Here is a 12995-nt window from a genome sequence, read left to right as displayed (position 1 = left end):
CCCGTGCTGCTGCCACCGTCGCGCACCGGGGGCGAGCGTGTTGGGCGCGCGTTCCCTGGGCGTTCCCGCGACGTTCCACCCGTGTTGCCGGCCCCGTCCGGCCACCGTGGTCGGTTGCCTCCATGGAGGTCGGTCTCTCGGTGGTCATCCCGATGTACGACGAGGCCGAGGTGCTCGACCTGCTGGTCGAGCGGCTGCGGCCGGTCCTCGACGGCCTCGGCACGGCGTACGAGGTGGTGGCGGTCGATGACGGCAGCCGCGACCTCACCGCAGCCGGGCTGGAGCGCCACCGGCGCACCTGGGGCGAGCTGCGGGTGGTGCGCCTGCGCGCCAACGCCGGTCACCAGGCGGCCCTCTCGGCCGGGCTGCGCCGGTGCCGCGGCGACTTCGTGGTCACCCTGGACGCCGACCTCCAGGACCCGCCCGAGGTCATCCCGCGGATGCTCGAGCTGGCCCGTCGCGACGCCCTCGACGTCGTCTACGGCGAGCGGGCCGACCGCTCCACCGACTCGCGGTTCAAGCGCTGGTCGGCACGTGCCTTCTACGCGCTGATCCGCCGGATCGCGCAGACCGGGGCCGAGGGCGACGTCGGTGACTTCCGGTTGATGTCGCGCGCCACGGTCGACGCGGTCAACACGATGCCCGACCACGCTCGCGTGCTGCGCTTCGTCGTCCCGGCGCTCGGGTTCCCCAGCGGTCGGGTGCCCTACCGGCGGGAGGTCCGCGCCGCCGGCACCTCGAAGTACCCCCTGCTGACGATGGTGCGGCTCTCCCTGGACTCGGTCACCGGCTCCTCGGTCGTGCCCCTGCGGGTCGCCACCCTGGCCGGGCTGCTCTCGGGCGTCCTCGCGGCGCTGCTGATGGTGTACGTCGTGGCCGCCCTGGTGCGCGGCGACTCCGTGGCGGGCTGGGCCTCCACCGTGCTGATCGTGTGCGGCGTCGGCGCCGTGCAGCTGGTCAGCCTGGGGATCATGGGCGAGTACGTCGGCCGGATGTACACCCACCTGCAGGGCCGCCCGGCGTACTTCGTGGCCCACGACTCGCTGGACGCGACCTGCGTCCACGAACCCGCTGCTCCGCCGACGGCGGCGCCCGCGCTCGCGGTGGGCGTGCGCGGGCGGTGACGACGACCGCCGCGCGCCCCACCCGCGACGCGCCGCAGGCCGGGGTGGCCCGGCCCCCTGGGGACGGCGGAGGTGCCCGAGGCGCCCGGGTGCGCCAGGGCGTCGTGGACGCGTTCCCCGGGGTGCTCTGCTGGCTGCTGGCGGTGGTCCTGGCCCACCGGGTCGGGGGCTACCCCGTCGGCGACCTGCTCCGCTACAGCGCCTACGTCGCGGTCCACCTCACCCTCACCGGAACGCTGCTCCTCCGCCTGGTCACGCGCGAGCGGGTCACTCGGATCGGGGAGCTGGCCCTGGGCACGGTCGTGGGGCTCCTGGCCGAGGCCGGGGTGTACGCCGTGGTCCTCGCGCTGGGGCACCCCCACGCGATCCTGGCGTGGCCCGCCGTCGTGCTCCTCGCGATCCTCGGGTGGCGGTTGCGGACGCGCCGGGGTGACGCCACGCCCCTCCCCCGGGTCCCGGCCCGTCGTGGGCCCGGGAGCGGTGCCGGCTGGGCGCTGGCGCTGATGGCGGCGTACGTCGTGGTGCGGGTCGCGGCGGACCAGTGGTCGGTGCACCCCGACACGCTCGCCTCGCTCCGGGCGCCCTACGTCGACGAGCAGTACCACCTCGCGCTCGTCGGCGAGCTGCGCCACCACCTGCCGCCCCAGGTGCCGTACGTCCTCGGCACGCCCCTGGGCTACCACTGGCTCTGGTACGTCCACGTCGCGGCCGCCTCCTGGGTCACCGGAACCGAGCCCGTCCTCCTCGTCCGGGGACTGGACCCGGCCCTGCTGCTCGTGCTGACCCTGCTCGCGGTGGCCGAGGTGACCTCCCGGCTCGTCCCGAGGCCGGCGACCCCGGGCGCGACCCGTCCGGCCCGGCCCGCCTGGGCCGGTGTCGCCGCGGCCGTGGCGTTCCTCGGGGTCACCCCGGGCTTCCTGGGGTGGGCTCCGGCGAGTGCGCCGTCGGGCTGGCCGCAGACCGCGGCCCGTGCGTTCCTGTCCCCCACCTTCGTCTACGCCCTGCCGTTCACCCTGCTGGCCCTGCTGCTGCTGGATCGCCTGGTGACCGGGTCTCGCGAGGAGGCCCCGGTCGGGGCTCGCGCCGTCGCGGGCTGGGGCGGCCTGCTGGTCGTGCTGGTCGCCGCGGGGGCGGCGAAGTCCAGCTCGCTGCCGCCGCTGCTGGCCGGGACGGCCGTGGTGGCGGGCTGGCGCACGCTCCGGCTGCTCGGCGCCCCGTGGCCCGGCCGGAGGCGCCGCCCTCGGGAGTCGGCTGTCGTCGGCGGCTGGTGGCGCGCGTGCCTCGCGCTGGTCCTGGCCGGGGTCGCCCTCGCCGTGGACCGACGGGTGTTCTGGGGCAGCGGCAACCGCTCGCTGGTGGTCGACCCGCTGCGCACCCTGGTGCGGTCCGGTGAGTCGATGTCGGGGTTGTCGACGGCCGCGGGCACCGTGCCGCTCCTCGTGGTCGTGGTGCTCGCGGTCTCGTTCCTGCTGGCCAAGGCGGCGCCCGCTCTCGGCGCGACCGGTCACCTACGCCCGCAGGCACCACGGTCGGCCACCCCCCTGCTCCTGGTCGCGACCCTGGCCGCAGGGGTGGGCGCGACGCTGGTCCTGGACCACGTGGCGCTCTCGCAGCACTACTTCACGTGGTCGGTCCTGGTGGTCGCGCCCCTGCTGACCGGCACGGGGCTGGCGGCCGCGCTCCCGCGGCGGCTGCGGCGCGCAGAGGTGCTCACCCTGGCGGCGACCGCGGTGCTGGCCACCCTCTGGACGCTCGTGGTCCACGCGGTGGCCCCGGGCTCCACCCACCCCGCGGGCCCCCACGCGACCACGGCCAACACGCTCGAGGCCGTGGCGGTGCCGCTCGTCGAGGGCTGGGGCGGCCTGCTGGTCCTGGTCCTGCTGGTGCGCCTGGTCGCACGTCGGCGCGATCTCCTGCGCGGGCCGACGGTCGGGGGCGCGACGCTGCTGCTGGCGGCCGCCGTGGCCGGGTCGGGAGCGGTCGTGGTCCTGGCCGAGGCGCCGACGCTCGTCCACGCGGTGGCCACCGACCGCGCGGACGTCGCGACTGCCCCGCCCCTGATCGGCCCCGGGGGCATCGAGTCCGCGCGTTGGTTGCGCCGCCACTCCGCGCCCACCGACCTCGTCGCCACCAACGGGCACTGCACGTCGCCCGGCGACGTCTTCCCGCGGTGCGACCACCGCGCTTTCTGGCGGTCCGGCTACAGCGAGCGGCGCGTCCTGGTCGAGGGCTGGGCCTACGTCTCCCCGACCACGGTCGGGCTGCCCTCGACGCCGCTGACCAACTCGAACAGGACACCGTTCTGGGACCCGCCGCGGCTGGCGGCGAACCAGCGCGCGTTCTACGTCCCCACGCGCGCGGCCCTGGAGGTGCTGCGCCGGCGCTACGGCGTCGACTGGCTGCTCGTCGACCGCACCGCCGTCGCCCGAGGACGTACGCCGCAGCTAGGTCGCCTCGAGGAGCTGGCCACCGTGACCTTCCGCTCGGGCGACTACGTCGTGCTGCGCCTGCGGTGAGGACGGCCTACTCGACCGGCAGGCCCAGCCCGCGCGCGATCAGCATCCGCTGGACCTCCGAGGTCCCCTCGCCGATCTCGAGGACCTTGGCGTCGCGGTAGAACCGGGCGACGGGGTACTCCTCCATGAAGCCGTAGCCGCCGAAGACCTGGGTGGCGATCCGGGTCGCCGTCACGGCCGACTCGGTCGTGTAGAGCTTCGCGACCGCGGCGGCCTGCTTGAACTCCTTCATCGGGGCGCGGCGGTCCTTCAGCGCGGCGGCGCGGTAGGTGAGCATCCGGCTGGCGTGCAGCATCACCTCGAGGTCGGCGATCTGGAAGGCCACGCCCTGCTTGCGCCCGATCGGGCCGCCGAAGGTCTGCCGCTCCCCGGCGTACGCCACGGCCATCTCCAGGCAGGCCTGGATGCAGCCGACCGAGAGCGCCGAGATCGCGACCCGGCCGTCGTCGAGGGTGGCCAGGAACTGCGCGTAGCCGCGCCCGCGCTCGCCCAGCAGGTGGTCCTCGGGGACACGGGCGTCGTCGAAGGAGAGCGGGTGGGTGTCCGAGGCGTGCCAGCCGAGCTTGTCGTAGGCCTTCTCGGCGGTGAACCCGGGCGTGCCGCTGGGCAGCATGATCGCGGAGATCTCGGGGCGGCCGTCGGGGCGCTCCCCGGTCCGCGCGGTCACCGTGACCAGGCTGGTGATCTCGGAGCCCGAGTTGGTGATGAACTGCTTGGAGCCGTTGACGACCCACTCCCCCGCGTCGAGCTCGGCGCGGGTGCGGGTGGCCCCGGCGTCGGAGCCGGCGCCGGGCTCGGTCAGCCCGAAGCCCGCGAGCGCCGTCCCGGCCACCAGGTCGGGCAGGAACCGCTCCTTCTGCGCCGTGGTGCCGTACTCGAGGATCGGGTTGATGCCCAGGCCCACCCCGGCCTGGAGCGTGATGCCCATCGACTGGTCGACGCGACCGAGCTCCTCGATGGCGACGCACAGGCTGGTGAAGTCGCCGTCCTCGCCGGCCCCGCCGTACTCCTCCGGAGCGGTGAGCCCGAAGAGCCCCAGCTCGCCCATCCGGTGCACGACGTCGACCGGGAAGTGGTGGTCGCGGTCCCACTGGGCGGCGTGCGGCGCGATCTCCTTCTCGGCGAAGTCGCGCACGACCCGACGGAACGACTCGTGGTCCTCGGAGAGCTCGAAGGTCATGCCGGGCATCCTAGCGACGGGGAGTTAACGAGCGCTAACCTCCACCGGCTCCCCCTCGGCGCGTGCCCGCACCGACCGGGTCAGCCGGTGCAGCGAGTCCTGGAGGGCCCGGAACTCCGGCACCCCGAGCCCGACGGCGTCGGCCACCACGCACTGCACGTCGTCGAACCGCAGCCGCAGCGCCGCCCCCGCCTCGGTGAGCGCGATCTCGACCCGCCGCTCGTCGGCCGCGCTGCGTGTCCGGGTCACCAGGCCGGCCGTCTCCATCCGCCGCAGCAGCGGGGTCAGGGTGCCGTGGTCCAGGCTCAGCGCCTCCGCGATCCCGGACACCCCGAGCGGCTCCCCGGGCCGCAGGGCGACCAGCACGAGGTACTGCGGGTAGGTCAGGCCGAGCTCCTCGAGCATCGGGCGGTAGAGGGCCGTGACCGCGCGGGAGGCGGCGTACAGGTCGAAGCAGAGCAGCTCCTCGAGCCCTCGCACCGCACCGTCGTCGCTCATGCCCACCACCTCGTCGCAGAAAAGTCGTGATCCGCCCTTGTCCCGACCAGATTAGCGTGCCTACAGTCATCTTGTGCACAAGACATTTTGTCGCACACCTCATCCGATCCCCACCGCAAGGAGAACCACGATGCCCACTCGCACCGCTCGCACCGCCTGGAACGGCACCCTCGAGGACGGCTCGGGCCAGGTCGAGCTCAGCAGCTCCAAGGTCGGCACCTACGACGTCTCCTTCCCCAAGCGCGCGGCTGACGACGCCGGTGGGACCACCAGCCCCGAGGAGCTCATCGCCGCGGCCCACTCGGCCTGCTTCGCGATGCAGTTCTCCGCCCTGATCGCCGAGGCCGGCGGCACGCCGCAGTCCCTCGAGGTCTCCGCCGACGTCTCGCTCGGCCAGGACAAGGAGAACGGCGGCTTCAAGCTGACCGGCATCAAGCTCACCGTGACCGGCGAGGTCGAGGGCCTCGACGCCGCCGGCTTCGAGAAGGCCGCCCAGGACGCCAAGGCCTCCTGCCCCGTCAGCAAGGCCCTGACCGGCGTGGAGATCACGCTCGACGCCTCGCTCGAGGGCTGAGGCCACCGATCCCCTGAGATCCCCAGCACGACCCCGGCGCACGTGAGGTGCGACCGGGGTCGTGCTGTCCCTACACTCACGCGGTGACTTCCCAGGACCAGGTGTCGCACTCGTTGGCCGACGCAGCAGCGTCGGCAGCCTCGTTGCGACGATTCCTGCACGGCCTGCCCGGCGTGGACCAGGTCGGTGCCGACCGGCGTGCGGCCTCCCTCGGCACCCGCTCGGTCAAGACCACCGCCAAGGCGTACGCCGTCGACCTCGCCATCTCGATGGTCGACCTGACCACCCTCGAGGGCAACGACACCCCCGGCAAGGTGCGCGCGCTCGCCGCCAAGGCGCAGCGGCCCGACCCGATGGACCGCGACTGCCCGCCCACGGCCGCCGTCTGCGTCTACCCCGACCTGGTCGCCACCGCGCGCGAGGCGCTCGGCACCTCCGGCGTCAAGGTGGCCTCGGTCGCGACCGCCTTCCCCAGCGGACGGGCCTCCCGCGCGGTCAAGCTCGCCGACGTCGCCGACGCCGTCGCGGCCGGTGCCGACGAGATCGACATGGTGATCGACCGCGGCGCCTTCCTGACCGGCCGCTACAGCGAGGTCCACGACGAGATCGTGGCCGTCAAGCAGGCCTGCGCACGGCCGGCCGGTCACCCGCAGGGCGACGCCCACCTCAAGGTGATCCTGGAGACCGGCGAGCTCGCGACCTACGACAACGTCCGGCGCGCGAGCTGGCTGGCGATGATGGCCGGCGCGGACTTCATCAAGACCTCCACCGGCAAGGTGCAGCCGGCCGCCACCCTCCCGGTGACGATGGTGATGCTCGAGGCGGTCCGCGACTTCCGCCGCGCGACCGGGCGGATGGTCGGGGTCAAGCCCGCCGGCGGCATCCGCACGACCAAGGACGCGATCAAGCACCTCGTGGTGGTCAGCGAGGTCGCCGGACCCGACTGGCTCGACCCCGACTGGTTCCGCCTGGGCGCCTCCTCGCTGCTCGACGACCTGCTGATGCAGCGCAGCAAGCTCTCGACCGGCCGCTACTCCGGCCCCGACCACGTGACGGTGGACTGATGGCACTCGACTACGCCCCCGCCCCCGAGTCCCGCTCGGTGGTGACCCTGCGGTCCTCCTACGGCCTGTTCGTGGACGGCGAGTTCACCGCCGGGTCCGGGACGCCGTTCCCGACCATCTCGCCGGCCACCGAGGAGGTGCTGGGCGAGGTCGCCGAGGCCACCGAGGCCGACGTCAACGCCGCCGTCAAGGCCGCCCGGCGCGCCCACACCCGGGTGTGGTCGCGGATGAGCGGCGCCGAGCGCGGCAAGTACCTCTTCCGGATCGCGCGGATCATCCAGGAGCGCGCCCGCGAGATCGCCGTCCTGGAGACCCTCGACAACGGCAAGCCGATCAAGGAGGCGCGCGACGTCGACGTGCCCACGGCCGCCGCGCACTTCTTCTACTACGCGGGCTGGGCCGACAAGCTCTCCCACGCCGGCCTCGGGCCGGACCCGCAGTCCCTCGGCGTCGCCGGTCAGGTGATCCCGTGGAACTTCCCGTTCCTGATGCTGGCCTGGAAGGTCGCCCCGGCGCTCGCCACCGGCAACACCGTGGTGCTCAAGCCGGCCGAGACCACCCCGCTCACCGCGCTGCTCTTCGCCGAGATCTGCCAGCAGGCCGACCTGCCCGCCGGCGTGGTCAACATCGTCACCGGCGCCGGCGCCACCGGGCAGGCGCTCGTGGCGCACCCGGACGTCGACAAGGTCGCCTTCACCGGGTCCACCGAGGTCGGCCGCTCGATCGCGCGCACCGTCGCGGGGACGAGCAAGTCGGTCACCCTCGAGCTGGGCGGCAAGGCCGCCAACATCGTCTACGACGACGCCCCCCTCGACCAGGCGGTCGAGGGCGTCGTGGACGGCATCTTCTTCAACCAGGGCCACGTCTGCTGCGCCGGCTCGCGGCTGCTGCTCCAGGAGTCGGTCGCCGAGGAGTTCCTCGACCGGCTCAAGGCCCGGATGGCGACCCTGCGGGTGGGCGACCCGCTGGACAAGAACACCGACGTCGGCGCGATCAACTCCCGTGCCCAGCTGGACCGGATCACCGAGCTGGTCGCGGTCGGCGAGGCCGAGGGCTCCGAGCGCTGGTCGGCTCCGTGCGAGCTGCCCGAGCGCGGCTTCTGGTTCGCCCCCACGCTGTTCACCGGGGTCAGCCAGGCCCACCGGATCGCGCGCGAGGAGATCTTCGGGCCGGTGCTCTCGGTGCTGACCTTCCGCACGCCCGCCGAGGCGGTCGCGAAGGCCAACAACACGCCGTACGGGCTCTCGGCGGGGGTGTGGACCGACAAGGGCTCGCGCGCGCTGTGGACGGCCTCGCAGCTGCGGGCCGGCGTGGTGTGGACCAACTCGTTCAACCTGTTCGACCCGACCAGCCCGTTCGGCGGGTTCCAGGAGTCCGGCTACGGCCGCGAGGGCGGCCGCCACGGGCTCGAGGCCTACCTGAAGGGCGGTCGCTGAGATGGCGGGCACCGACGGACGCACCGAGGTGCGCAAGACCTGGAAGCTCTACCTGGGCGGGGCCTTCCCCCGCTCGGAGTCCGGGCGCAGCTACGAGGTGCGCGACGCCAAGGGCCGGTTCTGGGCCAACGCCTCGCACGCCTCGCGCAAGGACGCCCGCGACGCCGTCGTGGCCGCCCGCAAGGCCTTCCCCGGGTGGGCCGGGCGGTCGGCGTACAACCGGGGACAGGTGGTCTACCGCATCGCCGAGGTGCTCGAGGGCCGCCGCGACCAGTTCGAGGCCGAGCTGCGCACCGCCCAGGGACTCACCTCCGCCCGCGCCCGCACGGCCGTCGACGCCTCCGTCGACCGCCTGGTCTGGTACGCCGGGTGGGCCGACAAGCTCGCCCAGGTCGTCGGCGGCGCCAACCCGGTCGCCGGCCCCTACCTCAACCACTCCGCCCCCGTGCCGACCGGCGTCGTGGCCGTGGCGGCCCCCGCCGACCCGCTCCTGGGCCTGGTCAGCGTGGTCGCCCCCGTGATCGTCACCGGCGGGACCTGCGTGGTGCTGGCCAGCGAGCCGCACCCCCTGACCGCGATCACGCTCGGTGAGGTGATGGCGACCTCCGACGTCCCCGGCGGGGTGGTCAACCTGCTCACCGGGCCGCACGCCGAGATCGCCCCGTGGCTGGCCTCGCACCTCGACGTCGACGGTCTGGACCTGACCGGGGTCGAGGACCCCGAGCTGGCCCGCAACCTGGAGATCGAGGCCGCGATCAACCTCAAGCGCGTGCGCCGGGCCGGCGTCGAGGACCTGGGCGCCTCCCCGGCGCTGGAGCGGATGACCCGCTTCACCGAGACCAGGACCGTCTGGCACCCGACCGGGATCTAGGCGTGCCCGAACCGCGTCCCCAGCCCACCTTCGGGCCCGCCCGGGTGGTCGTCCTGGCCGGGCCCTCGGGCTCGGGCAAGTCCCGGCTGGCCCGACGCTTGGGGCTGCCCGAGCTGCGCCTGGACGACTTCTACAAGGAGGGCGACGACCCGACCCTGCCCTGGGTCGCGCTCCCCGGCGGGGAGCGGATCGTCGACTGGGACTCCCCCGGCTCCTGGAACCTCGAGGCCGCGCTCGCCGCGCTCGAGGAGCTGTGCGGCGAGGGCCGGACCGAGGTGCCGGTCTACGACATCGCCACCAGCCGGGTCGTGGGTCGGCGGCTGCTCGACGTGGGCGGGTCGGCGTACGTCGTCGCGGAGGGGATCTTCGCCCCCGAGGTCGTCGCCGCCTGTCGCGACCGCGACGTGCTGGCCGCGGCCGTCTGCGTCACCCAGCACCCGGCCCTGACCTTCTGGCGCCGCCTGTCCCGCGACCTGCGCGAGCACCGCAAGCCCCCGTGGGTCCTCGTGCGTCGCGGTCTGCGCCTGGCGCGCGAGCAGCGCCACGTCGTCGCCGCCGCCCGCGCCCAGGGCTGCCGCGTCCTCACCCCCGACCAGGCGTACGCCGCCCTCGCCCCGCTGCTCTGAGCAGCCGGGCCGGCGCACCGCCGGTCGGGCAGGGCCGCCAGCCCCGTCGGCACCCTGCTCAATCGCAGGAGGGACACGGGCTCAGGTGCCGGCGTAGCCCCCGCCGTTGACGCCGCGGCCGCGCATGGCCAGGACGGCCTCGGTGCGGCTGCCGACGCCCAGGGCGACCAGGATCGCGCTGACCTCGCGCTCGACGGTGCGGGCCGAGAGCTGGAGCAGCCGGGCGATGGCCTTGTCCTTCTCGCCCACGCACAGCAGCCGGGCGACGTCGAGCTGGCGCTCGGTCAGCGGCGGGCGGCGGCCGGGCTCCAGGATCGGGCGGCACAGCGGGACGGTGGCCGCCCACAGGTCGTCCAGGCCCTCGACGACCTCGGGCAGCGTGGTCAGGAAGGACGTGCGGTTGCCCTCGAGGTCGTCGGGGCCGCCGACCAGCGCCGTGCGGCCGTCCACGACCATCGAGCGCAGGAAGCAGGGGCCGAGCAGCGTCTCGGGGAAGATCGAGGACAGCAGGGGGTGGGTGCGCACGGTGGCGGGCCGCGTGATGATGCGGGTGATCACGCCCCGCTGGCGGGCCTCGCGGGTCAGGCGCACCCCCGGGTCCTCCGGGTCGTAAGCGTAGGCCGGCTGGATCACCCGCGTGCCCAGCGCGGCCGACGGCTCGAGCTGGCGAAGGACCCCCACGAGCTCGCGCAGACCGACGACGCGCCGGACCCGGTCGTGGCCCTCGCGAGCCGCCCGCACCACTGCGTCAACGATGTCATCGCTCTGCGCGCGAAGCCGGCGGACGTCGGCACTCTCCCCGTCCAGGGCGGCGTCGAGAGCGGTGTCCATGGTGCGATGGTGCCAGAGATCGGGCTTCCTGTGTCCAGGAGCACAGCCGGCGCCGAACCTCCCGTCCCCCGATGGGAGGCCCGACGCCGCCTGTGCTGTGGGACAAAAATCTCGCACTCACCTGCGGTTTGTCGCGCCGACAGGGGCCTGTGTCGGCCATCCGCCACCCCGGAGGCCCGGGCGTGTCGTGTCTCAGCCAGGAAGACGAGGCCCCCCTCAGCTGCGGTCAGCGGTGGCGGGACGTGCCGGGCTCCAGCCCGAGGGCGGCGTACCCGGGTTTGACGACGTCCTCGATCAGGCGCAGCCGGTCGTCGAAGTGGGCGAAGGAGGACTTCGCCGCGTTGACGGTGACCCACTGGAGGTCGGCCAGGCCCCAGCCGAACTCCTCGACCAGCGCGGTCATCTCGCGAGTCATCGAGGTGCCGCTCATCAGCCGGTTGTCGGTGTTGACGGTGACGCGGAAGCCGAGCCGGGCCAGCAGCCCGATCGGGTGGCTCGCGATCGAGTCGGCGGCTCCGGTCTGCACGTTGGAGTGCGGGCAGAGCTCGAGCGGGATCCGAGTGTCGCGGACGTACGCCGCCAGCCGCCCCAGCTGCGCGGCGTCACCGGGGCCGCCGGTCACGATGTCGTCGACGATCCGCACGCCGTGACCGAGCCGGTCGGCGCCGCACCACTGGATCGCCTGCCAGATCGAGGGCAGCCCGAAGGCCTCGCCGGCGTGGATGGTGAAGCGGGCGTTCTCGCGCTGGAGGTACTCGAAGGCGTCGAGGTGCCGGGTGGGCGGGTAGCCCGCCTCGGCCCCGGCGATGTCGAAGCCCGCCACGCCGTCGTCGCGGTGGGTCACGGCCAGCTCGGCGATCTCGCGCGACCGGGCCTGGTGGCGCATCGCGGTCAGGAGCTGGCGCACGTCGGTGCCGGTGGCGGCCATGCCGGCGTCGAAGCCCTCCTGGACCGCGCGCACGACCTCCTCCAGCGTGAGACCGGCCTCCAGGTGCTGCTCGGGGGCGTAGCGCACCTCGGCGTACACCACCCCGTCGGCGGCGAGGTCCTCCACGCACTCCCGCGCCACCCGCGTGAGGTCCTGCGCCCGCTGCATCACCGCCACCGTGTGGACGAAGGTCTCCAGGTAGCGCTCCAGCGAGCCGCTGTCGGCGGACTCGGTGAACCAGCGGCCGAGCGACTCCGCGTCGTGCGCGGGCAGCTCGTGACCGACCTCGGCGGCGATCTCCAGCACGGTGGCCGGTCGTACGCCGCCGTCGAGGTGGTCGTGCAGCAGCACCTTGGGGGCGGCCTTGAGCTGGTCGGCGGTCGGGGCGGTAGGTTCGGTGGCGGGGGTCACAGACCCATTCCAGCACCCCCGCCGACCGATCCTGACCACCCCTGACAGCACACGAGGAGCGCCGCCGATGCGCACGTTCAGCACCTTCGAGGAGATCCAGGCCGCCGTCGGGGAGGAGATCGGGACCAGCGAGTGGGTCGAGATCGACCAGGACCGGGTCAACCGCTTCGCCGACGCCACCGAGGACCACCAGTGGATCCACGTCGACGTCGAGCGCAGCGCCGAGGGACCGTTCGGCGGCACCATCGCCCACGGCTACCTCACCCTGTCGCTCATCCCGTGGTTGGGCAGCAAGGTCTTCGCCCTGGAGACCCCGGGCGCCAAGCTCAACTACGGCGTCAACAAGGTCCGCTTCCCCAACCCCGTGCGGGTCGGGTCGAAGGTCCGGGCCAAGGTCAGCGTCGGCGACGTCGCGGACATCCCGGCCGGCAAGCAGCTGACGATGAAGTTCGTGGTCGAGATCGAGGGCCAGGACAAGCCGGCCTGCGTCGCGGAGACCGTCGTCCTGCTGCTCGGCTGAGGTCCGCGCCGGTCAGGCCCGGTCGTCCGGGGAGTTGTGCCGGCGGGGACGGCGTACGAAGGTGGGCCCATGACCTACCAGCTCACCGTCGTCTACGGACACCCCACCGACCCCGCCGCGTTCGACGAGCACTACGCGACGGTGCACGGCCCGCTCGCGGCCAAGATCCCCGGCCTGCTCTCCTACACCTCGCACAAGGCCGATCCGGGCCCCGACGGCTCCCCCGCCGACCACTACCTGGTCGCGGTCCTGACCTTCGCCGACCGGGACGCGTTCCGGGCCGGCTTCGGCGGCCCCGAGGGCCAGGCCGCGGGGGCCGACGTCCCCAACTTCGCCACCGGCGGCGCCAGCATGCTGACGGGCGAGGTCACGACGTACGTCTGAGCGAGGTCCGCAGACCTCCTCGGGAGAGTCTC

General features: G+C 73.8%; 13 protein-coding genes. 9 read left to right on the top strand and 4 right to left on the bottom strand.

Annotated elements, in window-relative coordinates:
- The first annotated feature begins 122 nt into the window (after nucleotides 1-122).
- Both ACYVDA_RS05050 and ACYVDA_RS05045 read left to right on the top strand, forming a co-directional pair.
- A complete protein-coding gene (locus tag ACYVDA_RS05050; RefSeq protein ID WP_460815576.1) occupies nucleotides 123-1124 on the top strand; it encodes a glycosyltransferase family 2 protein in 1002 nt (333 codons plus the stop codon).
- Nucleotides 1121-3640, top strand: coding sequence for a hypothetical protein (locus ACYVDA_RS05045; RefSeq protein ID WP_460815572.1), 2520 nt, complete (start codon nucleotides 1121-1123; stop codon nucleotides 3638-3640). The genes ACYVDA_RS05050 and ACYVDA_RS05045 overlap by 4 nt, the downstream gene beginning before the upstream one ends.
- 7 nt (nucleotides 3641-3647) lie before the next feature.
- Here the strand turns inward: ACYVDA_RS05045 and ACYVDA_RS05040 are convergent, their stop codons facing one another.
- Together ACYVDA_RS05040 and ACYVDA_RS05035 are read right to left on the bottom strand one after the other, a co-directional pair.
- The gene (locus ACYVDA_RS05040; protein ID WP_460815570.1) at nucleotides 3648-4820 is read right to left on the bottom strand and encodes an acyl-CoA dehydrogenase family protein; all 1173 of its coding nucleotides are present in this window, start codon (nucleotides 4818-4820) and stop codon (nucleotides 3648-3650) included.
- A gap of 24 nt (nucleotides 4821-4844) precedes the next feature.
- A complete protein-coding gene (locus tag ACYVDA_RS05035; protein WP_460815567.1) occupies nucleotides 4845-5318 on the bottom strand; it encodes a MarR family winged helix-turn-helix transcriptional regulator in 474 nt (157 codons plus the stop codon).
- A gap of 130 nt (nucleotides 5319-5448) precedes the next feature.
- On the opposite strand from ACYVDA_RS05035, the gene ACYVDA_RS05030 reads away from it, so the two are divergent.
- From ACYVDA_RS05030 to ACYVDA_RS05010, 5 genes are all read left to right on the top strand, one after another.
- Nucleotides 5449-5892 (top strand): OsmC family protein, encoded by a 444-nt coding sequence (locus ACYVDA_RS05030; RefSeq protein ID WP_460815565.1) that lies wholly within the window; start codon nucleotides 5449-5451, stop codon nucleotides 5890-5892.
- Between the two features lie 83 nt (nucleotides 5893-5975).
- Entirely contained in the window at nucleotides 5976-6956 is a 981-nt protein-coding gene (deoC, locus tag ACYVDA_RS05025; protein ID WP_460815562.1) for a deoxyribose-phosphate aldolase, read from the top strand.
- The gene (locus ACYVDA_RS05020; protein ID WP_460815559.1) at nucleotides 6956-8392 is read left to right on the top strand and encodes an aldehyde dehydrogenase family protein; all 1437 of its coding nucleotides are present in this window, start codon (nucleotides 6956-6958) and stop codon (nucleotides 8390-8392) included. The genes deoC and ACYVDA_RS05020 overlap by 1 nt, the downstream gene beginning before the upstream one ends.
- Before the next feature lies 1 nt (nucleotide 8393).
- The gene (locus ACYVDA_RS05015; RefSeq protein WP_460815557.1) at nucleotides 8394-9263 is read left to right on the top strand and encodes an aldehyde dehydrogenase family protein; all 870 of its coding nucleotides are present in this window, start codon (nucleotides 8394-8396) and stop codon (nucleotides 9261-9263) included.
- Between the two features lie 2 nt (nucleotides 9264-9265).
- Nucleotides 9266-9889, top strand: coding sequence for an ATP-binding protein (locus ACYVDA_RS05010; RefSeq protein ID WP_460815555.1), 624 nt, complete (start codon nucleotides 9266-9268; stop codon nucleotides 9887-9889).
- An 81-nt stretch (nucleotides 9890-9970) separates the two neighbouring features.
- Here the strand turns inward: ACYVDA_RS05010 and ACYVDA_RS05005 are convergent, their stop codons facing one another.
- A complete protein-coding gene (locus ACYVDA_RS05005; RefSeq protein ID WP_460815553.1) occupies nucleotides 9971-10720 on the bottom strand; it encodes a helix-turn-helix transcriptional regulator in 750 nt (249 codons plus the stop codon).
- Nucleotides 10721-10946: 226 nt separating this feature from the next.
- Entirely contained in the window at nucleotides 10947-12059 is a 1113-nt protein-coding gene (locus ACYVDA_RS05000) for an adenosine deaminase (RefSeq protein WP_460815551.1), read from the bottom strand.
- 67 nt (nucleotides 12060-12126) lie between these two features.
- Here ACYVDA_RS05000 and ACYVDA_RS04995 point away from each other — a divergent pair, with 67 nt between their 5' ends.
- Together ACYVDA_RS04995 and ACYVDA_RS04990 are read left to right on the top strand one after the other, a co-directional pair.
- A complete protein-coding gene (locus ACYVDA_RS04995; protein ID WP_460815549.1) occupies nucleotides 12127-12579 on the top strand; it encodes a MaoC family dehydratase in 453 nt (150 codons plus the stop codon).
- Nucleotides 12580-12648: 69 nt separating this feature from the next.
- Nucleotides 12649-12963: an EthD family reductase gene (locus tag ACYVDA_RS04990; protein ID WP_460815547.1), complete on the top strand. Its 315-nt coding sequence runs from the start codon at nucleotides 12649-12651 to the stop codon at nucleotides 12961-12963.
- Nucleotides 12964-12995: the final 32 nt, after the last annotated feature.

This window comes from Nocardioides korecus (assembly GCF_054778395.1).
The sequence above is the reverse complement of the archived record's forward strand: the minus strand, read 5'-3'. Positions and strand labels throughout refer to the sequence as shown.